Below are 20,432 nucleotides of genomic sequence, written 5' to 3'. Positions count from 1 at the left end.
TGACGGGACCGGGTGCGCATGGACCTGAAAAGTGGTTACCCCTTCTGGGCGGTCAGCAACGGCCTGATGCAGGCGTTCCCGCGCCTGACCTCCGATCACCGGTGCGACGTCGCCGTGCTTGGCGGTGGCATCACCGGCGCGCTGATCGCCGATGAACTGTCCCGCCATGGCCTCGACGTGGCGGTGCTGGAACAGCGCGACATCGGCTGGGGCAGTACCGCCGCCAGCACGGCGCTGCTGCAGTACGAAATCGACACGCACCTGGTCGACCTGGCCAAGCGCCATGGCGAAGCCGATGCCGCTCTCGCCTACCGCGCCTGCGCCGAGGCCATCGACCAGTTACAGGAGACCGCGTCGGCATGGCGCGACGTCGGCTTCGCGCGCAACCGCAGCCTGTACTACGCCAGCCGACGCCGCGACGTGCGCACGCTGCAGGACGAGCATGCGGCGCGACGCCGGCACGGGCTGCAGGTGGAACTGCTGTCGTCGACGCGCGTGCGCGACGACTACGGCTTCGACGCGCCCGCCGCCCTGCTCAGCACGCAGGCGGCACGCGTTGACCCGTACCGCCTGACCCACCGCCTGTTGCAACGACTGCGGAAGCAGGGAGCGTCGATCTTCGATCGCACCTGCGTCGTCGACATCGCAACCACGTCGCGCGGCGTGACCCTGCGTACCGATACCGGCCTCGCCGTGCGCGCGTCGCACCTGGTGCTCGCCGCCGGCTACGCAAGCCAGCACTGGCTGAAGCAGCGCGTCGCACGCAACCGCAGCAGTTATGCCGTCATCAGCGACCCGCTGCCCGAGGCGGACCTCGGCTTCCTCGCCGATACGCTGCTGTGGGAGACCGCCCGGCCTTACCTGTACGCACGCAGCACCTCCGACGGACGCCTGCTGCTCGGTGGCGAGGACGATGCCATGGATATCCCCGCCAAACGCGATGCGCGTGTGCAGAAGAAGGCGCGCACCTTGCTGAAGCGGCTGGAGGAGCTGTTTCCCGGCATGGCGATCACGCCGGCGTTCTCCTGGGCCGGCACGTTCGCCGAAACGGAGGACGGCCTACCCTTCTTCGGCCCGCATCCGCAATGGGGGCCGCGCGTGCACTTCGCGATGGCCTACGGCGGCAACGGCATCACCTACAGCATGCTCGGCGCCGGGCTGCTGCGCGCCTTGATCGAACGGAAACGGCATCCGCTGTGGCCGCTGTTCTCGTTCGAGCGCATGGAGCGCTGACCCTGCATTGACGGCATCGTCATGCAGTGCGCGCGACGCTGCGCTTCCCTATCCCCAGGGAGACAGCGTCATGCCACGCGGAGACAAGTCGGCCTATACCGACAAGCAGAAGCGGCAGGCCGAGCACATCGAAGAAAGCGAGCTGGATCAGGGTCGTTCACGCGCGGCTGCCGAGCGCATCGCCTGGGCCACCGTCAACAAGCAGGATGGTGGCGGCAAGAAGTCCGGCGCCGGCCGCAAGACGGCGAAGAAGGCCACGAAGAAGGCAACCGGGAAAGCCACCGCCAAGAAGGCGGTAAAGGCAGCCACGAAGAAGGCCCCTGCCAAGAAGGCGGCGAAGACGACAGCCACCCGCAAGACCACAAAGAAAGCGGCGAAGAAGACCTCACGCGACTGATGTCCCGCCCAATGAGAAGGCCCAGTCACGTCGGGATGTCTCCCGGGTGGCTGGGCCCTCCTTGCCGGGTCGCATCGAAGCGTATTCGGTGCGCTTTCCGGACGCGATCAGGTTACGCGCGACGGCGTCGTCAACGGGTGAAAACACGGCGACCGTCCGTCGGTCAGCCGCCCGGCCACCAGCCCTTGCCGGTCAGCGCATAACGATCCGCCGCGCGTTCGAACGGATTGCGCACGCTGACCCCGCCGCACAGCAGGTAGACCGGCAGGAACAGCGGGCCCAGCACCATGTACTGGTAGACGTGCGCCCGCTCGTGATCGCCCAGGCGGATGCGCGGATGCTGCGTCCGGCCTGCGCGATGCTCGTAGGTGATGCATTCGGACTCCAGCGTGTCGCCGGTATGCAGGATGCTGTTGCCGAACGTGATGGCGCCGCCGGGACCCCATGGCCAGCGATGGAAGACGATGGCGAAATCGCGACGGTTCCACTCAGCGCGCGCGCCGAACGCCATACCGGCGGCGCCGGCCAGCAATCCGATCAGCGTGTTGGGCACCGCCCAGACGACACCGAGCACGCGCATGACCCACAGCCCCGCAGGCGCCATGGTGTCAATCCTGTTCGTTCGGCATCAGCAGCCAGAGGATCAGGTAGACCAGGATGCCGGGGAACGCAGCCGACGCGATCGACACGATGACGAAGACCACCCGCAGCAACGTGGCGCTCCAGCCGTAGCGATGGGCAATGCCGCCCATCACACCGGCGATCATGCGATCGTTCAGCGAGCGGGCGAACGGTTTGGACGTACTGTTGTTCATCGCCGGCTGCTCCGCGCGGTGGTCTGGGCCGAGTCTAGCGCGTCAGCGGACGGGCGCGCCTGAACCGCGCAGCGCGTCGAGCTTTGCCGCGAACCACGTGGCCGCCGGCTGCGCGGGCTGGCCCGGACAGCGCACCTGGTAGGCACGTCCGCTCATGCTGCTCTTGCTCGCCGCGCGCTCGATGAACTGTTCCGCGGTATCCACGAGATTCTTCTTCAGCAGGTAGTCGTACTTGCGCTGCAGGTGCTTGCGCGCCTCCTCACGCCCATGCCATGTCCCATTGCGCTGGAACTCGCACGACGACGTGGACAGCGCATCCATCAGGCCCTGGATCTCGCGCTTGGCCTGTGCGGACGGCGCGGCGTACGCCGCCCAAGGCAGCGTGACCAACAACAGCACGACAAGGCGACGCATCACCATCACCGCGCGCGCTGGCCCAGCCAGTGATGGATCGCCGTCGGCACCTCGCGCTGCGCACGGCTGGACACGTAGATGCCGATATGGCCGCCCTTGAAACTCAACTCGGTGTAGTCGGCCGTTCCCACGACATCCTTCAGTGCACGCGAGGCGTCCGGCGGCACCAGGTGATCCTGTTCGGCGTAGATGTTCAACACGGGCATGTCCACGAAACCGAGATCCACCGCTTCGCCGCCGATCTCGATGCCGCCCTTGATGAAACCGTTGCGCTGGTAGAACTGGGTGATGAACTGCTTGAACGCTTCGCCCGCCAGGTCCGGCGAGTCGAAGATCCACTTCTCCATGCGCAGGAAATCCTCGATCGCCCGCTTGTCGTCGAGGATGTCCACCAGGCCCACGTACTTCTGCAGGTTCAACCGGAACGGCTTCAGCATCAGGTAGCAGGCATTCATCATGTCGGCGGGCACGTTGCCCAGCGCATCGACGAACAGGTCCACGTCCAGCTCCCGCGTCCAGTGCGACAGCATGTTGTCGGGCGTGTGGAAATCCACCGGCGTGACCATGGTGATCAGGTTCTTGACCTTCTCCGGGTGCAGCGACGCATAGCACAGCGAGAACGCGCCACCCTGGCAGATGCCCAGCACGTTGACCGCATCGCGGCCGCTGCTGTCGCGCAGGTGGTCGACGGCACCATCGATGAAACGGTTGATGTAGTCGTCGAGCTCGAGGAAGCGGTCGGAGCGGTCCGGATACCCCCAGTCGATGACGTAGACGTCCTCGCCCTGCGCCAGCAGGCCCTTCACCAGTGAACGGTCGTGCTGCAGGTCGACCATGTACGGCCGGTTGACCAGCGCATAGACGATCAGCAGCGGGACTTTCGCCGTCGGCGCCTTCTCGCCGATGAAGCGGTACAGCACGACCTTGCCGTCGCGCCAGACTTCCTGCTTCTGGGTGGCACCGTAGTGGACGTCCTCGACCTCCGGCAGCGTGTGCAGGCCGGCGGAGAGTTTCTGCGTCAGCGTGGTGGCTTCCTGCGCCAGCGTCTCGGCGCTGAAGTTGAGCGGCCCGTTCATTTGCCCTTACCCCGCTTGGTCTTCTTGCCCGAGCCCGGCGCTTCGGCGACGGCGCCACGCGTGGCGTTGCGCGCCACCCAGTCCTTCATCGAGACGACCGAGGTCGGTTTGGCGATGGGCGCGGCAGCTTTCTTCGGCGCTTTCGGGGCCGCCGCTTTGGCCACCGTCTTGGCGGTGGGCTTCTTGCCCTTGGCCGGCTTGCGCGCGACCCGTTTGGTCGCTGCAGGCACGCGTTCCTGCCTGGTGGCGGCCGGCGCTGCCGCGGCTACCGCGCGTCGCACACGCTTCTTGGCTGCCGTCTTCTTGACCGCTACGCGCTTCTTCGGCGCAGCTTTCGGCGCCGGTGCGGGCTTGCGACGGGCAGGCGGACGCTTCTTCGCCGCCTTCGGTTTCGCAGGCACAGGTGCTGGCGGCGGCGCTTCAGCGACAACCGGTGCTTCCACCGGCGCGGCGGAGCGAGCTGCCGGCGCGCGACGGGCGGGCGCTGCCTGCGCGCGTGTCAGCTTGCGCAGCGCACGCTCCAGTTCGACGATCTTGCGGTGGGCGGAATCGACTTCGGTCCGCGTCGGCATGCCGAACTGCGTGCAGATCTGTTCGACTTCGCGCTGCACACCCAGGCGCAGGCGGGCCTGCGCATTGGCCAGGCCACCGTAGGCGTGGCGGAAGTCGTTCGACATGGCGACCTGCGCGTAGGCCTCTTCCGCCGCGTCGATCCACAGGTCGAACAGGGCGCGCGCGTTCTGCAACTGGCGGCCAGGTTCGGTGTGCTCTTCCAACTTGCGCTCGAAGCGGGTGAAGGCATCCTGCGCCACCTGCAGCATCAACTGGTCATATTCGCCAACCTGGCGCTGGTAGTCCTGGTAGGCCTGGGCGAGGTGCTGCCATCGTTCCTGGTGTTCCCGCGACAGGCCGAAGGTGGGCAGGTGCATCCAGCGATCGCCATCGCGCTGCAGGTTCTCCAACCAGGGGCGCATCTGCTGGATCCAGCCGTCGAGTCCGTGCGCGCCGCCCTGCATGCTGCGGAAGATGTCGGCGAACGGGTTGTGGGCCGGCGTGGGCTCGGCCATGCCGAGCGACGAGCGCCACGCGCGTCCGATATCGGTGGCATCGTGATCGCGGCCAGTGAACTGCGCGGCGACCTGCTGCATCTGCCCGAACCACTGGCTGGCCTGCCGCTGGAAGCGGCCAACGGCCTCGTCGACCTGGGGCTGACCGCCGGGCACCAGCTTCGACCACCAGTCGACCGTCTGCTGCCAGCCCGGCGCCGCGCCAGGCATGGACATCGTCGGCGTCGCGCCGGCCTGCCGCAGGGCGTCGCCCCACAGGCTCCAGTACTGCTGGGCGACCGACTCGAAATCGCCCGGCCACGGTGGAACGGAATTTGCCATGTGCCCTCCCTTTCCCGCCCGATTCTAGCCGCGGCCGGCGGCGCGTGCATGACGCGCCTTCACCTCACGGTCAAGGCTTGGGAATGCGCAACGTCTTGCTGATCATCAGCGTGCCGGACACCGCGAACAGCAGCACCAGCGGATGCAGCAGCCAAGGTCCCAGCTTCAGCGATCCAAGCCACAGGTCCGGCCCCACGTGGCCCAGGTAGGCCGCAATCGCCAGCAGCACCACCAGCAGCAGGCTGGTCGGGATCGGCGTGCCCTCGAAGTACTTCACCTTGTCGCCGCCGTCGGCCAGCGACTCGGCGGTGACGTTGTAGCGTGCAAGCCGGCTGACCCCGCAGGCCACGAAGTACGACAGCACCAGCCAGTCCCAGCCGCCCTGCATGCCGCAGGCGTAGGCCAGCGCGGCAGGCGCCACGCCGAAGGAAATGACGTCGGCCAGCGAATCGAGCTCTCGCCCCAGCACCGACGCCTGATTGCGCCAGCGCGCCACGCGTCCGTCGAGCGCATCGAAGATGAAGGCCAGCGGGATCAGCGCCATGCCGATCATCAGGTCGCGCAGGATGCCTTCCTGCAGGAAGCGCATCGCCGCGAAGATCGCACCGGTGCCGCAGAACGCATTGCCCAGCGTGAACCAGTCGGCCAGCTGGAAGTCGCGGATCATCGAGAAGTGTCGGGACATGGCATCGCGCCTGACCAGGAATGGCCTACAGGGTAAGCCGAACCGGGTGAAACCGTCGTGGGTAGCCTGTTTCTCCGGTGTGGGAGCGACGTAAGTCGCGATCGAACGAAGTCCGGATGGATGGAATGCCTCCAGATGCTTCCCGCAACACCGACGATCCGTTCGCGACTTATGTCGCTCCCACAACGGCCATCACCTACCTCGGAATCGCCAGCTGGCTCAGCTCCACGCTGCCCGCACCCCGCGGCTGCGCACTGATCAGCGCATTCGCCGGCAGTTCGCGGCTACCGTCCAGCGTGGCGCTAACCTGGTCGAGCGCAGCGTAGACGTACGGCAGCAACGGTACATAGCGCGCGCCGTAGGCCGGCAGTGCGAGGAAGCCGTCGAAGTGCTGCGCATGACGCACCTGCCAGTAGCGCACGTCCGGGTTCGCCGCGCGTGCGGCGGCCACGTACGGTGCGCTGGAGAACGCCGGCGGCACCAGCCCGTCGTCCAGGCCATGGATCACCACGACCGGGCGGCGGGTTTTCGGGAAGCGGGCGGCGGTCTGTGCGATGCCGGCCTGCACACGACGCGCATCGTTGCTGCTGCCACCCTGCAGCGCACGCAGGCACTGCAAACCGGGCAAGGTGAAGTCCGGCGCTGCCAGCTTCGTGTCGACGATGCCGACGCCCGCCCCCGGCGGGATGCCGCTGCCCTCGGACCACCACGCGGCCCGTTCGGCAGCCGTGGCCGCGCGTGCGGAGAAGTCGGCGTTCTGCGCGGAGAACGCGAAGCCGCAGGGATGCTCACCCACGCCATAGCGGCCGTAGGCGGACGCATACGTCACCGCGACCGCGCGCCACAGGTCGAAGCCCACGCTCAGCGCACCGGCCACCAGCGCTTCGTCGGTCCACCCGTTGGCCTTCAATTGAGCGCGGGCGGATGCCGCCTGCGCCTTCGCGTCGGCACCCGTCACCAGGCCGGCGGCCTTCAGCGTGGCGCAGCGCGCCGTCCACAGCGGCTCAACCTGTGCCCGCAACGGCGGCTGTGGCAGGGTCTCCGCCGGCAGGTCCAGCAGAGCGCACGGCATCAGCAGGGCCGCTTCGGTCGTGTAGTCGTAGAGCGAACGCGCGCCGGGGGCATCGGCGGCGTAGATGTTGGGCTCACCGGCGACCACGGCATCCAGCCAGCCGCCTTCCTCTTCGCTGGCGCGCAGGACCGCACCGCCGCCGTTGGAGATGCCGACGGCGATGACGCGCGTGTTGTCGAAACGGAACGGCGCCGCCTGCGGGAACGCCTGGTCCAGCGCGGCCAGCGCGAATTCCGCCGCCTGCTTCACGTGGCGGCCCCAGTCCGCTTCCGGATTGTCCTTGGAATGCGCGTGCTTCACCGCCACGCCGCTGGCGCCGACCGGCGCGTCGGGCGTGAAGGCCAGCGTGTCGACACCGAGTTCGCCGATCGTGCCGTCCTCGCGCGCACCACGCTGCTCGGTCAGGTCGAAGTAGTCCGTACCGGCGCCCTTGTCGGTGTAGGCGACGGCGCAGCCCTTCGGCAATGCCCACGGCGCGGCGACCGCGATGGCGCCATAGACACCGCGCGAGCCCGAGGAGGCGGTGACCACGACGCAGCGCTTGGCCGCATCGAAGTTGTCAGGCACCTGCACCAGCACGCGGTGCGGCTGTTTCGCGCCGGCGACCGTCGCTAGGGCCGAATACTCACGGCCGGGCACGCTTCCCACGTTGCCGTACGCCTGCCCGTAGCCGCCGGTCAGCGAGAGGTCGGCGATGCCGCGCCAGTTCGCCCAGATCGCGCGGCGACGCAGTTCGGCCGTCGTCGGACGGGCGGGATCGGCGAACGCGGGGGCGGCCATCGCGCGCAGCCCGTCGAGGCCCAGGCCGGCGGTGAGCAGGTCGTCGCTGCCACGGTGTTCGGTGACGCGCTGGGGCTGGATCATGTGGGCCACCGCTTCAGGCTTGGGCGGCGTGCTGCTGCAGGCGGCGAGTGCCGCGCCGAGCAGGAGGCCGCAGGAAATGCGCGTCGTCGCGTTCATGCGTGGAAAGCGTCCAAGGTTCCGGTCAGTGCCACGAAACTATCCTCCGGGGAAAGCGCCGTCATCGTACTTTGGTACCACGAACCGTGCGCGCCTGCCTGCTACGCTAGCCACGACACGCAGGAGTGCCCCCATGCAGCCCACCCACACCCTTCTCATCACCGGCGCCGCCAGCGGCATCGGCGCCGGTATCGCCGCGCAGCTGGCCGAAGCCGGCCGCCACGTCATCGTCAGCGACCTCAACCTCGATGCCGCCGAAGCCGTGGCGACGCAGATCCGTACGGAAGGCGGCTCGGCCGAAGCGGTCGCGCTGGACGTCACCTCGCAGGAGAGCATCGACGCGGCGCTGGCGACGATCTCGCGCCCCATCGACGTGCTGGTCAACAACGCCGGCCTGCAGCATGTCTCGCCGCTGGAAGACTTCCCCATCGAGAAGTGGGATTTCCTGGTGCAGGTGATGCTGGTCGGCGTGGCCCGCCTGACCCGCGCGGTGCTGCCCGGCATGCGCGAACGCGGCTTCGGCCGCATCGTCAACATCGGCAGCATCCACGCGCTGGTCGCCAGCCCGTACAAGAGCGCCTACGTGGCCGCCAAGCACGGCCTGGTCGGCTTCTCCAAGGTGCTGGCGCTGGAAACGGCCGACACCGACATCACCATCAACACCGTGTGCCCCAGCTACGTGAAGACCCCGCTGGTCGACAAGCAGATCGCCGACCAGGCGCGCACGCGCGGCATCTCCGAAGCCGACGTGGTCAGCCAGGTGATGCTGAAGCCGATGCCGAAGGGCGTGTTCATCGGCCTGGACGAACTGGCCGGCATCACCGCGTTCCTCACCTCGCCCGCCGCGCGCAACATCACCGGCCAGACGATCGTGGTGGACGGCGGCTGGACGGTGCAGTAAGCGATACCGCATGCCCAACCTGCTGATCGCCGACGACCACCCGCTGTTCCGTGCCGCCCTGCGCGGTGCGGCGGCCGATGCCGTCGCGCAACTGTCGGTGCGCGAAGCCGAGTCGCTGGACGGCGTCGTCGCCACGCTGGAGGCGCACGACGACATCGACCTGGTGCTGCTCGACCTGCACATGCCCGGCAACCATGGGCTCGCCGGCCTGGCGGCGATCCGTGCGCAGTTCCCGGCGGTCGCGGTGGTGGTGGTTTCGGCGAATGACGATCCGCGCGTGGTACGGCGCGCGCTGGACCATGGCGCGGCCGGCTACCTGCCCAAGAGTTCCGGACTGGACGAACTGCGCGACGCCATCCGCAGCGTGCTCGCCTGCGAGCAATGGCTGCCGGCGTCGCTGCGTGGCGCGGTCGCGCGCTCGCAGTCCTCCGAACACGACACCGAACTGGCCGGCCGCCTGGCCAGCCTGTCGCCGCAGCAGTTCCGCGTGCTGACGCTGGTGGCGCAGGGCCTGTTGAACAAGCAGATCGCCGACCGCCTGGACGTACAGGAACGCACGGTCAAGGCCCACCTCTCCGCGATCTTCGACCGCCTGGGCGTGCGCAACCGCACCCAGGCCGGCGTGGTGCTGCGCGAACTGGAACTTGCCGATCCCGCGAGGCAGATCGAAGGCTGAGGTTCCACGCATCCACGCAGGATGCCGGGACATCGTGGAACTCGTGCGTGGATCAGTGATGTCACGCCGCGGTCATTTTTTCGCCACCCGTCTTGACAGCATTGCGCCACAAGGCGTGTCGACGCTTATCCACATGTTCGTCGACAGATCATCCACACCCGGTGTGGACAACCTCGACACTGGTCCGTCATGCACTGGTCAAATTTTCGCCACACATCTTGACAGGCCTGTGGCGCAAGGCGCCGACGCGGTTATCCACACGGTTTCCCCAGCGTCATTCCACAGCGGATGTGGAAAAGTCGTACCGTGGAACACGCACCTGCCTCTGTAGGAGCGACGTGAGTCGCGACCGCAGACCGGAACCGCCTTGATCTGTCGATAGCGGAGAGCCACAAGACTATCGTCGTCTCGCCCCTGACTCATCCACGGTGCATTGCCCGTCGCCCATTCCGGTCGCGACTCACGTCGCTCCTACAGAGGAAGCATGCAAACGGACAACTTCAGATCCGCGAGTAGTCCCACGACACCATGCGGCCGTCGCGGTACGGCATGACGCCGTGGAAACCGCGCGGATCGTCGTCGAACACCAACGGCAGGAAATGGCGGTCGCCGTCCCACAGTGGCAGGTCCATGATCTTCTCGACCGGCACCCACTCGAGCGTGCCCTCGGGGTTGGTCTCGAACGGCGTGCCGCTGTACGCGGTGATGATGAAGACGAAACCCAGCCAGTCCTCGCCGTTCTTGCCGAAGCCGGGCCAGCTGATCGTGCCGCGCAGCGTCAGCGCGTCGCAGTCGATGCCGGCCTCCTCCAGGATCTCCCGACGCATGCCGGCCACGACGTCCTCGTCGCGCTCGATCTTCCCGCCCAGGCCGTTGTACTTGCCCAGGTGCTGGTCGTCAGGACGCGCGTTGCGATGGATCAGCAGGACCTGCGAACGGTCGGGCGACAGCACGTAACCGAGGGTGGCGACGATGGGGGTGTAGGGCATGCGAAGGTTCCGGAATGCAGGCGCGCATTCTAGCCTTGGCTGTCGTGGGCGCGACGCAAATCGCGATAGGCCGCCGACAACCCCGGCATCGCGACTTACGTCGCTCCCACACCCGACATCCTCGCCGAGAGCAGCCGGTCGAGCACCGACTTCAGCGCCAGCGGCCGCACCGGTTTGGCGAGCAGCGGCAGATCGACGTCGCGGACCGCACGACGCACCGCATCGGTCTGGTCGGCGGTGAGGATCAGGCAGGGACGCGAACCGTGCGAAGCGCGCAGCCGTTCGGCCAGCGCGACACCGGTATCGCCGTCGTCCAGGTGGTAATCGAACAACCACAGGTCCGCCGCCTGGCCACGCAACGCCGTATCTGCCGCCACACCGTCGCCGGCCGTCGCGACGCGGCAGCCCCACCCTTCCAGCACCTGCCGCAACGCGGACAACGCGACCGGATCATTGTCGACAGCCAGCACATGCCGACCCGCGAGTCCGGGCTTGCCGACCATCGCCGGTACCGGAGCAGGCGTCGCCACCCGTGGCAGGTCGACCGCGAACACCGCGCCACGCTCGACCCGGCTGCGCAGCGACAAGGGAGCGGCCAGCAACGCAGCGATGCGGTCGGCGATCGAGAGTCCCAGTCCAAGCCCCTGCCCCGGCACGTCGTCGCCGCGCCGGAACTCTTCGAAGATCCGCCGCTGGTCCGCCTCGGCGATGCCCGGACCGGTATCCCACACCTCCACGCGCACTCTCGCATCGACCCGGCGCACGCCCAGCAGCACGCCACCGCGCGCCGTGTAGCGCACCGCATTGGCCAGGAAGTTCTGCAGGATGCGGCGCAGCAGCTGCGGATCGGTGTGCACCCAGGCGCGCGTCGGCACCACGCCGAACGACAACCCGCGCTCGCGCGCGAGAACGCGGAACTCCGATGCCAGCGGCTCCAGCACTTCCATCAGCGGCAGGTCGCGCGGCTCCGGCACCAGTCCCCCGGCTTCCAGCCGCGACATGTCGAGCAGGCCGGTCAGCAGGTCGGTGGTGGAATCCAGCGCACCGCGCACCTGCAGCGCGGTCTCGCGCTGGTGCGTTTCCGGCAACTGCTGCGACAGCGCGTCGGTGAACAGCTGCGCCGCATGCAACGGTTGCAGCAGGTCGTGGCCGATCGCGGTCAGGAAGCGGCTCTTCGCGTCGTTCGCGTGCTCGGCCTCGCGCTTGGCGGTTTCCAGCAGCGTGGTGCGCTCGACCACGCGCTGCTCCAGCGTTTCGTTGGCCTGCTTGAGTTCGCGCTCGGCCTGGCGCGACGCGGTGACGTCGGTATACGTGGCGACGAAGCCGCCGCCCGGCATCGGGTTGCCGCGGATCTCGACGATGCTGCCATCCGGGAAAACGCGTTCGGTCAGGTGCGGCGTGCCCGCGCGCATGAACGCCAGGCGCCGCTCCAGCGCGCGCTCGTCCTCGCCGCGCTGCGGCATGCGCTGCAGGGCCCAGCGGGTCAGGTCGGCGATCGGCCGGCCGACCTGCAGCACGTCCGGCGGGAATCCGAACATCTGCGCATAGCGTCGGTTCCATGCCACCAGCCGTTGTTCGCGGTCGATCACGCTGATGCCCTGGCTCATGTTCTGCAACGCAGCCTCCAGCACCTGCTGGTTGAAGCGCAGGTCCTGCGACGCCTCGCCGACGATCGCGGCCACCGTTTCCAGGTCGCCGCTCTCCCGGCGCGCCGCGTCGAGCAGCAGCCGTGCGGACGCCGAGCCCAGCACGGCGGCCAGTTCGCGCTCGAGCCGTGCCTCGATCAATGCCGGTACCGGCCCGCTGCGGGGCGCATCGACCAACAGCTCCTCCACCCGCTCGCGCGGCAGGAAGCGTCGCCCCGCATCCCGCAGCGTCCTGGCGTCGAAGCCGCGGCTGTCGGCGCGTCGCGGCGCCGTGCCGCGCCAACCCATGACCACGAACGTCACCGCGGTGCCGAGGAACAGGCTGACGCCGACCGCACGGCCGAGCCGGCTCCAGCCGGTCAATCCGAAGAAGCCATCGGGCGCCAGTCCGGCAATACCGAACGGACCGTGCGCCAGCCACGCCGGCGCCACGCCGCGCGCATCCATCGTCACCGGCAGCAACAGCAGCCAGACCCACACCGCGAAGCCGGCGACGATGCCGGCGATCACCGCCCGTGGCGGCGTCTGCGGGCGCCAGATGGCGAAACCCAGTGCGGGTGCCAGCGTGGCCAACGCCGAGAACGACACCGCCCCCACGTCGGCCAGCGCGTCGTTGCCGGCGACCAGCCGGCTGTACGCCCACGCCAGCAACATCACCGCGACGATGCCGACGCGGCGTTGCATCAGCACGGCACCACGCAGGTCGCCGCCGCGCCCACGCAGCCAGCCGCCGCGCAGCAGCCCAGGCGCCAACCAGTGGTTGCCGATCATCAGGCTCAGCGTCAGCGTGCTGACCACCACCATGCCGGTGGCCGCGCTCAGGCCACCGAGGAAGGCCAGCAACGCCAGCCCCTGGTGGCCTTGCGACAGCGGCAGCGCCAGCACGTAGAGATCGGACGGCACGGCATCGCCGAACATCGCGCCACCGGCACGCGCCAGCGGCAGCAGCGGCGCGGCCATCAGCACCATGTACAGCGGGAACAGCCAGCGCGCGGTGCGTACGTGGCGTTCGTCGCGGCATTCGACGACCCCCACGTGCACCTGATGCGGCAGCGTGAACATCGCCAGCACGCCCAGCGCGACCAGCGGCAGGAAGCCGTACGTCGTGGACGCCGGCGCAGATACGACGGGCACCGACGGCAGGTCCGGCAGTCCGAACCAGACGAACAGGCCCAACGCCAGCATCGCCGCCAGCTTGAACAGCGACTCGAACGCCATCGCCAGGATCAGCCCGCGGTTGTGTTCCACCGCACTGGCGCGCCGCGTGCCGAACAGCATGGCGAACACCGCCATCGCCAGCGCCACGTACAGCGCGCTGTCCTGCCAGGCCGGCAGCGCTTCGTTGCCGGGCGATCGCGTCAGCAGCGCGAAGCTCATCGCCACCGCCTTCAGCTGCAGCGCGATGTAGGGAATCAGACCGAGTGCGGCGACCAGCGTCACCGCTGCGGCCAGCCAGCCGTCCTTGCCCAGCCGCGTGGCGATCAGATCGGCCAATGAGGTGGCGTTCGACTCGCGTGCCATCCGCACCAGCCGGACCAGCAGGAACGCGCCGAACACGTACAGCAGGATGGTGCCGACGAAGGTCGGCGGCAGCGGCCAGCCGTAGCGTGCGGCCTGGGTCACCGTGCCGAAGAAGGTCCACGAGGTGCAGTACACCGCCAGCGACAGCGCGTAGATGTACGGCCATTGCACCGCCAGCACGCGCGGGCGGCGCTCGGCGTAGAGCGCGGATCCGAACAGCACGCCCAGCCAGAGCAGGGCCGCCAGTACTACTACACCGATGCTCAGCATGCCGCCTCGAACGCTCCGTTACGCCCCCTCCCGATACTACCGCGACGCCGACCGATCCCCACGCCGCGCGCATGGCCTGGCCGTTGCGCTGCGGGCGGGCCGTTGACCCTCATGACGGACGCCGCGCCACCCCGTCCCGGGGGTGGCGGCGCTCCGTCATCGCCGGGCCACAGGGGGTGCCCACACACGGTCGAACAAGGAGATTGCCATGCGTACCCGAACGTTCCTGCGCGCCACCGCGCTTGCCTTCGCAATGCTCACCGCGTCCTCGCCCGCCTGGGCCACGCGCACCAGTACCGCCCTTGCGATCTGCGTCTCGCGCGGCGCGGACTGCAGCATCGCCAACAAGGGCAACGACTACGAGATCTGCGTCAACAACACCGACGGCAAACAGTGCGTCAGCTGCCCCAATCTGACCCAGGACAAGCAGGAGTGCTCCGTTGCCCGGACCGGCAAGGACACGCCGCCGCCGACCACCGGCGTGGCCGGCCTGCTCACCGAGGAGTACGTGAAGGCGCCGCGCAAACCCGAGCATCCGCGCAAACCCTGACGCCCGGAAACGCCGACGCGGCGATGCGCATGCACCGCCGCGTCGTCCGTTGCGACGCCCGACTCAGAAGTCGTAGCGCGCGGTCAGGCTGTACTGGCGCGGCGGACCGTAGAAGCCGGTCAGCACGCCGTAGGCGGCGATGTTGTAGCCGGTGGTGCGGTATTCCTCGTCGGCCAGGTTGGTGCCCTGCAGCGACAGGCTCCACGCATCGTTGACCTTCCAGATCACGCCCGCGTTGACCAGACCGTAGCCCTCCTGCTTGATCACCGGGCTCAGGTCGGTGGTCGGCCACACTTCGGACTGGTAGGCATAGCCCACACGCGCCGACAGGTTGCCGCCGTTGGCCAGGTCGGTGCGGTATTCCACGTTCAGCGCACCCGAGAACTCCGGCGCATTGGTGAAGTACTGCGTGTCGGCGATGTTGACGCCGCTGCTGAAGAACTCGTCGTACTTCGCATCCAGCCAGGCCAGGTTGCCGCTGATCAGCCAGTTGGCGGTCGGCAGGAACTGGTATTCCACCTCCACGCCGTTGACCGTGCCCTTGCCGGCGTTGGTGAAGTCGCCGAAGAAGCTCTGCGAACCGTTCGGCAGCGTGTACGAAGTGAACACTGACAGCTGGATGTCCTCGTACTTGTTGTGGAACGCGGACAGGTTCAGGAACATCCGCTGGTCGAGGAACGACATCTTGCTGCCGATCTCGAAGCTGTCAACCTGCTCGTCGTCGAAGGGCTCGCCCGAGCGCGGCACCGCCGTCGTATTGGCGCGGATGTTGTAACCGCCGGACTTGAAGCCACGCGACGCCAGGCCGTACACCATGATGTCGGGGGTGATCTGGTAGTCCAGCGAGACCTTCGGCGAGACGTTCTTGAAGTTGACGGTCTTGTCGAAGTTCGCCGCCGCACCCCAGGACGTTTCGTACTGGTTGCTGGTGTAGAAGCGGTTCAGCGCCACCGCGTGCTTGTCTTCGTCCGTATAGCGCGCGCCGACATCGAGCGTCAGGCGGTCGGTCAGGTCGAATGTCCAGTCCGCGTACAGCGCGATGCTCTTGGTGTTGACCACGCCCTGCGTATCGCCGAACAGCGGATTGGTCAGGCTGGTGGCCAGCGCCGGGTTCCAGAAGTAGTTCAGCACCTGGCCGCCGGCGTCGCCGTTGAACCAGTACAGGCCCATCACGCCGCGGGCGCGACCGCCGCCGTCGTAGTTGACCTGGAATTCCTGGCTGACCTGGCTGTCGCTGTAGAACGCGCGCACGTCGACCAGCGGGGAAGGAATCGTGTCGAAGTCGATGTTGGTCTCGGTGTCCGACTCGCGCTTGGCGGCCACGTACTTGAGCGCCCAGTTCTCGCTCGGCCGCCAGTTGGCGGTGATCGAGGCACCCTTCATCTCGGTATCGTTGATGTTCTTCATGCCGCTGCGGATGTCGTAGCGGTCGTCGGTGGGCGGATACGCCGGCGCCAGCGGGTTCGGGGCGAGCATCTTCGCGCCGCGCACGCCGGACTGGTCGTCCATGTAGTCGAACGCGACCTGCACATCGAAATCGTCCTGCGAGTACGCGCCCAGCTGCATGCGCACCGCGTTGATTTCCTTGTCGCTGACTTCCTGGCCCGTGTAGGTGTTGGTGCCGAAGCCGTCGCGGTTCATGCTGGCCACCGACACGCGGCCGCGCAGGCCGCTGTCCTTGCCGCCGATCTCGCCGCCCAGCGCGGCCTTCACGTCCAGCTGGTTGTAGTTGCCCACGGTGACCGAGGCGAAACCCGTGGTTTCCTGCGGCAGGCCGCGCGAGATGTACTTGATCGCGCCGCCGATGGTGTTCTTGCCGTACAGCGTGCCCTGCGGGCCGCGCAGCACTTCGATGCGCTCCACGTCGAACACGTCCAGCAGCGCGCCCTGCGGACGGGCGATGTAGACGTCGTCCAGGTAGATGCCCACGCCCGGGTCCACGCCCCACAGCGGATCGGCCTGGCCGACGCCGCGGATGTAGGCGGTCACGGTGCTGGTGGAGCCGCGCGCGGCGTAGATGGTCAGATTGGGCACCTGCGCATCGAGGTCGCCGATATCCTCGATGGCCAGCTTGTCCAGCGTTTCCGCGGTGAAGGCGGTGACCGCCACGGGCACGTCCTGCAGGGTTTCCTCGCGCTTGCGCGCGGTCACCTTGACCGAATCGAGCGTGGTGGCATTGGTGGCTGGCGACGCGGTGGCCGGCGCGGCGTCCTGCGCCCACGCCAGCGGCATGGACGACAACAGGACACAGCCGATGGCCAGGCTCAGGTGCTTGCGCTTCATGGGTCTCCCCTCCTCCCGGGTATGACATGGCGGCGGACGGATGCCGCCGATTGAAGCGAACACTAGGGGGCGCGCGGCGCTGACGGCATCGTACCTTCGTACAGTGGGCCGGCCGGCGTGGCGCTGCGGATACTCGCCGCACTTGCAACCGGCGGTGGCCGAGGAGTGGTGGATGTCGTTCCTGATCGTGCTGGCCGCGCTGTGCTTTCTGATGTTCGTGGCCTATCGCGGCTACAGCGTCATCCTGTTCGCGCCCATCGCGGCGCTCGGCGCGGTGCTGCTGACCGACCCCTCGCTGGTCGCGCCGATGTTCACCGGCCTGTTCATGGACAAGATGGTCGGCTTCCTGAAGCTGTACTTCCCGGTATTCCTGCTGGGCGCGGTGTTCGGCAAGCTGATCGAGATCTCCGGCTTCTCGAAGGCCATCGTCGCCGGCACCATCAAGGTGGTCGGCGCGCAGCGCGCGATGCTGTCCATCGTGCTGGTGTGCGCGCTGCTGACCTATGGCGGCGTGTCGCTGTTCGTGGTGGTGTTCGCGGTGTATCCGTTCGCGGCCGAACTGTTCCGCCAGAGCAACATCCCCAAGCGGCTGGTGCCCGGCACGATCGCGCTGGGCGCGTTCACCTTCACCATGGACGCGCTGCCGGGCACGCCGCAGATCCAGAACATCATTCCGAGTTCGTTCTTCGGCACCAACGGCTGGGCCGCGCCGGTGCTGGGCACGCTGGGCGGGGTGTTCATCCTGATCGTCGGCATGAGCTACCTGGAATGGCGCCGCCGCGTCGCCGCGCGCAACGGCGAGGGCTATGCCGGCAGCGACGAACTGCGCAACGAACCGGAGCCCTTCAAGGGCGACAGGCTCGCGCACCCGCTGGTGGCGATCCTGCCGCTGCTGCTGGTCGGCGTGGCCAATTTCCTGTTCACCCGCTGGATTCCCGGCTTCTACGGCGAGAGCCAGTCGTTCGTGCCGGCGGTCATCGGTAATCCCGCGCCCGTCGTACAGGACGTCTCGAAGGTCGCCGCCATCTGGGCCGTGCAGGGCGCGCTGCTGGTCGGCATCGCCTCGGTCATCGTGTTCGCGTGGAAGCCGGTGTTCGCCAGCTTCGCCGAGGGCACGAAGAGCGCCATCGGCGGCGCGCTGCTGGCGTCGATGAACACCGCCTCGGAATACGGCTTCGGCGCGGTCATCGCCGCCCTGCCCGGCTTCCTCGTCGTCGCCAACGCGCTGCAGGCCATTCCGAATCCACTGGTGAACGAAGCCATCTCGGTCACCGCCCTGGCCGGCATCACCGGCTCGGCCTCCGGCGGCATGAGCATCGCGCTGGCGGCGATGGCCGACAGCTTCATCGCCAATGCCAACGCCGCCGGCATTCCGATGGATGTCCTGCACCGCGTCGCCTCGATGGCGTCCGGCGGCATGGATACTCTGCCCCATAACGGGGCGGTCATCACGCTGCTGGCGGTGACCGGCCTCAGCCACCGGCAGTCCTACAAGGACATTTTCGCCATCACGCTGATCAAGACGGCCGCCGTCTTCGTCGTGATTGGCGTGTTCTACGCCACAGGTTGGGTCTGACGCGCCGCATGGCGTGACCGGCCTGTGCGCGCGGTCCCAAACAGGGCACCGCGCTTGCACAATACTTCCCGCATTCCGGGGAAGTCAGGGAAATCCGCATGGCGTACTACACCGTCCCGTGGCGTCGGCTCTTCGCGCGCGGCCCATGGCGGCGCAAGACCGTCGGCACGCGTGCCCGCCTGGACGCCCGTGTCCAGGCAAAACCGCAGCCGGCCCCGCCCAGCCTCGATACCCAGGTCCGCCAGCGACTGAACCGCCTCTACGGCTGGAAGGGCGGTGAACGCGCCAGCCCCAAGGACACCACCCCCGCGCCGGAAGCCGTCGCCGCCTCCGCACCGAGCGGCGGCCGCGTGATGATGGGGCAGTCGAATCCCAGCCTGCTGACGATGGCGCGTCCGCCGTTCGCGGTGCAGGCGCTGAACAACCTCAGCTACGGCGCCACCGCCGCCACCGTCGCCGAGTTCAATGCACTGGGCAGCAGCGACCGCCAGCGACTGGCGAACTACGTGGACTGGCAGCTCAACTGGGACGCGATCGACGACAGCGCGGTGACCAACCGCCTGACCGCGGGTGGCTACACCACGCTGAACAAGTCGCTGACGCAGCTCTGGGCGGACCACGTGGTGACGAACCCGGAGTACAGCATCCGCATCCGGCCCGCCAACGAGATCCAGCGCGCTGCGTTCGTGCGCGCGGTGTACTCGCGCCGCCAACTGCGCGAAGTGCTGGTCAACTTCTGGCACGACCACTTCAACGTGCTGGGCAACGACTTCAATGCCGGCCCGGTGTTCGGCCACTACGACCGCGACGTGATCCGCGCCAATGCCAAGGGCAACTTCCGCGTGATGCTGGAAGCCGTGGCCCAGAGCACGGCGATGCTGTACTACCTGGACAACCTCAACAATTCCCGCTCGGGCCCGAACGAGAACTTCGCCCGCGAGCTGCTGGAGCTGCACACCTTCGGCGCCGAGAACTACCTGGGCTTCATGGACCCGTTCCAGGTCCCGCCCTGCCCCGAGGACCCGGCCTACCCGATCGGCTACACCGACATCGACGTGTACGAGACTTCGGCCGCGTTCACCGGCTGGTCGGCGAAGAACGGGCACTGGCAGTTCCCCACCGAGAACGACGGCACCTTCGTCTACCGGCAGTCGTGGCACGACGCCGGCCCCAAGTTCCTGCTCGGCATGCTGATCTATCCGGAACAGCCGGCGCTGAAGGACGGCCGCGACGTGCTGGACCGGCTGGCCAGCCATCCGCGCGTGGCCAAGTTCATCTGCAAGAAACTGATCCGCCGCTTCATCAGCGATACGCCCAAGCAGGCGCTGATCGACAGCGCGGCGGCGATCTTCCGCGCCAACTGGCGCGCGCCGAACCAGATCGAACTGGTGCTGCGGCACATCCTGAATTCCGACGACTTCGTCAACAGCTTCGGCCAGAAGAACCGCCGTCCGTTCGATACCGCCGTCGCCGCGATGCGCACGCTCGGTGGCGACTGGACGATCCGCCTGGATCACGGCCGCAGCGGCGACTTCATGTGGCTGTACGGCTTCACCGGCCACACGCCGTACAACTGGCCGGCGCCGAACGGCTATCCCGACAGCGGGCTGGCGTGGTCCGGTTCCAATTCGTTCGCGATGAGCTGGCGCCTGCTGGGCTGGCTGACCGAGAGCAAGGACGGCGACGTCCCCCTGCATCCGATCGTCGACACCACGCGCGCCAACGTACCCGTGGCCACCTGGACCGCGAACACGCTGGTGACGTGGTGGTGCACGCGCCTGCTGGGCTACCAGCCCGAGGCCGCACGCAAGCAGGCGCTGGTCGCGTTCCTGGCGCAGAACGGCGACCCGAACACCTATGTCATCACCGACACCAATACGTGGCAGGGCAGCGACCTGAAGCGGCACTACAACCACGAGCGCCTGCGCAGCGTGGTGGCGCTGATCCTGATGACTCCCGAATTCATGAGCCGCTGAGGCC

Annotated in this window: 16 protein-coding genes and 1 pseudogene; 7 read left to right on the top strand and 10 right to left on the bottom strand. The window is 67.9% G+C overall.

Annotated features, from left to right (window positions below):
• Nucleotides 1–18 precede the first annotated feature (18 nt).
• Both ACSQ1W_RS04870 and ACSQ1W_RS04865 read left to right on the top strand, forming a co-directional pair.
• Nucleotides 19–1,233 carry an NAD(P)/FAD-dependent oxidoreductase gene (locus ACSQ1W_RS04870; protein WP_436041943.1) on the top strand — a complete coding sequence of 405 codons (1,215 nt, stop codon included), beginning with the start codon at nucleotides 19–21 and terminating at the stop codon, nucleotides 1,231–1,233.
• Nucleotides 1,234–1,303: 70 nt separating this feature from the next.
• Nucleotides 1,304–1,621, top strand: a pseudogene (locus tag ACSQ1W_RS04865) (HupB); the annotation flags it as partial.
• Between the two features lie 172 nt (nucleotides 1,622–1,793).
• Here ACSQ1W_RS04865 and ACSQ1W_RS04860 read toward each other — a convergent pair.
• The 7 genes from ACSQ1W_RS04860 to ACSQ1W_RS04830 all read right to left on the bottom strand — a co-directional run bounded on the left by ACSQ1W_RS04860 (nucleotide 1,794) and on the right by ACSQ1W_RS04830 (nucleotide 8,040).
• Nucleotides 1,794–2,234: a hypothetical protein gene (locus tag ACSQ1W_RS04860; RefSeq protein WP_436041941.1), complete on the bottom strand. Its 441-nt coding sequence runs from the start codon at nucleotides 2,232–2,234 to the stop codon at nucleotides 1,794–1,796.
• Between the two features lie 4 nt (nucleotides 2,235–2,238).
• A complete protein-coding gene (locus tag ACSQ1W_RS04855; protein ID WP_436041939.1) occupies nucleotides 2,239–2,445 on the bottom strand; it encodes a PspC domain-containing protein in 207 nt (68 codons plus the stop codon).
• 42 nt (nucleotides 2,446–2,487) lie between these two features.
• The gene (locus ACSQ1W_RS04850) at nucleotides 2,488–2,865 is read right to left on the bottom strand and encodes a DUF5329 domain-containing protein (protein ID WP_436041937.1); all 378 of its coding nucleotides are present in this window, start codon (nucleotides 2,863–2,865) and stop codon (nucleotides 2,488–2,490) included.
• Nucleotides 2,865–3,935, bottom strand: coding sequence for a class III poly(R)-hydroxyalkanoic acid synthase subunit PhaC (locus ACSQ1W_RS04845; RefSeq protein WP_436041935.1), 1,071 nt, complete (start codon nucleotides 3,933–3,935; stop codon nucleotides 2,865–2,867). The genes ACSQ1W_RS04850 and ACSQ1W_RS04845 overlap by 1 nt, the downstream gene beginning before the upstream one ends.
• Nucleotides 3,932–5,323: a class III poly(R)-hydroxyalkanoic acid synthase subunit PhaE gene (gene phaE / locus ACSQ1W_RS04840; protein WP_436041933.1), complete on the bottom strand. Its 1,392-nt coding sequence runs from the start codon at nucleotides 5,321–5,323 to the stop codon at nucleotides 3,932–3,934. The genes ACSQ1W_RS04845 and phaE overlap by 4 nt, the downstream gene beginning before the upstream one ends.
• A 70-nt stretch (nucleotides 5,324–5,393) precedes the next feature.
• On the bottom strand, nucleotides 5,394–6,008 hold the full coding sequence (gene pssA / locus ACSQ1W_RS04835; protein WP_436041932.1) for a CDP-diacylglycerol--serine O-phosphatidyltransferase: 615 nt from the start codon (nucleotides 6,006–6,008) through the stop codon (nucleotides 5,394–5,396).
• A gap of 196 nt (nucleotides 6,009–6,204) precedes the next feature.
• Entirely contained in the window at nucleotides 6,205–8,040 is a 1,836-nt protein-coding gene (locus ACSQ1W_RS04830; RefSeq protein WP_436041930.1) for a 3-hydroxybutyrate oligomer hydrolase family protein, read from the bottom strand.
• 133 nt (nucleotides 8,041–8,173) lie between these two features.
• Here ACSQ1W_RS04830 and ACSQ1W_RS04825 point away from each other — a divergent pair, with 133 nt between their 5' ends.
• Together ACSQ1W_RS04825 and ACSQ1W_RS04820 are read left to right on the top strand one after the other, a co-directional pair.
• Nucleotides 8,174–8,941, top strand: a complete 768-nt coding sequence (locus ACSQ1W_RS04825) for a 3-hydroxybutyrate dehydrogenase (RefSeq protein WP_436041928.1) — start codon at nucleotides 8,174–8,176, stop codon at nucleotides 8,939–8,941.
• Between the two features lie 10 nt (nucleotides 8,942–8,951).
• A complete protein-coding gene (locus ACSQ1W_RS04820) occupies nucleotides 8,952–9,617 on the top strand; it encodes a response regulator (RefSeq protein ID WP_436041926.1) in 666 nt (221 codons plus the stop codon).
• A gap of 500 nt (nucleotides 9,618–10,117) precedes the next feature.
• Here the strand turns inward: ACSQ1W_RS04820 and ACSQ1W_RS04815 are convergent, their stop codons facing one another.
• Nucleotides 10,118–10,606, bottom strand: coding sequence for an NUDIX hydrolase (locus ACSQ1W_RS04815; protein ID WP_436041924.1), 489 nt, complete (start codon nucleotides 10,604–10,606; stop codon nucleotides 10,118–10,120).
• 95 nt (nucleotides 10,607–10,701) lie between these two features.
• Nucleotides 10,702–14,043 carry a hybrid sensor histidine kinase/response regulator gene (locus ACSQ1W_RS04810; protein WP_436041922.1) on the bottom strand — a complete coding sequence of 1,114 codons (3,342 nt, stop codon included), beginning with the start codon at nucleotides 14,041–14,043 and terminating at the stop codon, nucleotides 10,702–10,704.
• Nucleotides 14,044–14,251: 208 nt separating this feature from the next.
• Between ACSQ1W_RS04810 and ACSQ1W_RS04805 the strand changes: the two genes are divergently transcribed.
• Complete coding sequence (locus ACSQ1W_RS04805; RefSeq protein ID WP_436041920.1) at nucleotides 14,252–14,593, top strand: hypothetical protein; 342 nt, start codon at nucleotides 14,252–14,254, stop codon at nucleotides 14,591–14,593.
• A gap of 63 nt (nucleotides 14,594–14,656) precedes the next feature.
• Here the strand turns inward: ACSQ1W_RS04805 and ACSQ1W_RS04800 are convergent, their stop codons facing one another.
• Complete coding sequence (locus ACSQ1W_RS04800) at nucleotides 14,657–16,876, bottom strand: TonB-dependent receptor (protein WP_436041918.1); 2,220 nt, start codon at nucleotides 16,874–16,876, stop codon at nucleotides 14,657–14,659.
• A 172-nt stretch (nucleotides 16,877–17,048) separates the two neighbouring features.
• On the opposite strand from ACSQ1W_RS04800, the gene ACSQ1W_RS04795 reads away from it, so the two are divergent.
• A complete protein-coding gene (locus ACSQ1W_RS04795; protein ID WP_436041917.1) occupies nucleotides 17,049–18,452 on the top strand; it encodes a GntP family permease in 1,404 nt (467 codons plus the stop codon).
• 98 nt (nucleotides 18,453–18,550) lie between these two features.
• The gene (locus tag ACSQ1W_RS04790; RefSeq protein ID WP_436041915.1) at nucleotides 18,551–20,428 is read left to right on the top strand and encodes a DUF1800 domain-containing protein; all 1,878 of its coding nucleotides are present in this window, start codon (nucleotides 18,551–18,553) and stop codon (nucleotides 20,426–20,428) included.
• The last annotated feature ends 4 nt before the right edge of the window (nucleotides 20,429–20,432 follow it).

Source organism: Pseudoxanthomonas sp. LjRoot143 (genome assembly GCF_964252945.1).
Classification (GTDB): Bacteria; Pseudomonadota; Gammaproteobacteria; order Xanthomonadales; family Xanthomonadaceae; genus Pseudoxanthomonas_A.
This window is presented reverse-complemented; position numbering and strand designations above follow the sequence as displayed.

Bases quoted from the DNA above. Each gene is read 5' to 3' on its own strand.
- ACSQ1W_RS04870 (WP_436041943.1), top strand. From the start codon at position 19: ATGGACCTGAAAAGTGGTTACCCCTTCTGGGCGGTCAGCAACGGCCTG.
- ACSQ1W_RS04860 (WP_436041941.1), bottom strand. From the start codon at position 2,234: ATGGCGCCTGCGGGGCTGTGGGTCATGCGCGTGCTCGGTGTCGTCTGG.
- ACSQ1W_RS04855 (WP_436041939.1), bottom strand. From the start codon at position 2,445: ATGAACAACAGTACGTCCAAACCGTTCGCCCGCTCGCTGAACGATCGC.
- ACSQ1W_RS04850 (WP_436041937.1), bottom strand. From the start codon at position 2,865: ATGGTGATGCGTCGCCTTGTCGTGCTGTTGTTGGTCACGCTGCCTTGG.
- ACSQ1W_RS04845 (WP_436041935.1), bottom strand. From the start codon at position 3,935: ATGAACGGGCCGCTCAACTTCAGCGCCGAGACGCTGGCGCAGGAAGCC.
- phaE (WP_436041933.1), bottom strand. From the start codon at position 5,323: ATGGCAAATTCCGTTCCACCGTGGCCGGGCGATTTCGAGTCGGTCGCC.
- pssA (WP_436041932.1), bottom strand. From the start codon at position 6,008: ATGTCCCGACACTTCTCGATGATCCGCGACTTCCAGCTGGCCGACTGG.
- ACSQ1W_RS04830 (WP_436041930.1), bottom strand. From the start codon at position 8,040: ATGAACGCGACGACGCGCATTTCCTGCGGCCTCCTGCTCGGCGCGGCA.
- ACSQ1W_RS04825 (WP_436041928.1), top strand. From the start codon at position 8,174: ATGCAGCCCACCCACACCCTTCTCATCACCGGCGCCGCCAGCGGCATC.
- ACSQ1W_RS04820 (WP_436041926.1), top strand. From the start codon at position 8,952: ATGCCCAACCTGCTGATCGCCGACGACCACCCGCTGTTCCGTGCCGCC.
- ACSQ1W_RS04815 (WP_436041924.1), bottom strand. From the start codon at position 10,606: ATGCCCTACACCCCCATCGTCGCCACCCTCGGTTACGTGCTGTCGCCC.
- ACSQ1W_RS04810 (WP_436041922.1), bottom strand. From the start codon at position 14,043: ATGCTGAGCATCGGTGTAGTAGTACTGGCGGCCCTGCTCTGGCTGGGC.
- ACSQ1W_RS04805 (WP_436041920.1), top strand. From the start codon at position 14,252: ATGCGTACCCGAACGTTCCTGCGCGCCACCGCGCTTGCCTTCGCAATG.
- ACSQ1W_RS04800 (WP_436041918.1), bottom strand. From the start codon at position 16,876: ATGAAGCGCAAGCACCTGAGCCTGGCCATCGGCTGTGTCCTGTTGTCG.
- ACSQ1W_RS04795 (WP_436041917.1), top strand. From the start codon at position 17,049: ATGTCGTTCCTGATCGTGCTGGCCGCGCTGTGCTTTCTGATGTTCGTG.
- ACSQ1W_RS04790 (WP_436041915.1), top strand. From the start codon at position 18,551: ATGGCGTACTACACCGTCCCGTGGCGTCGGCTCTTCGCGCGCGGCCCA.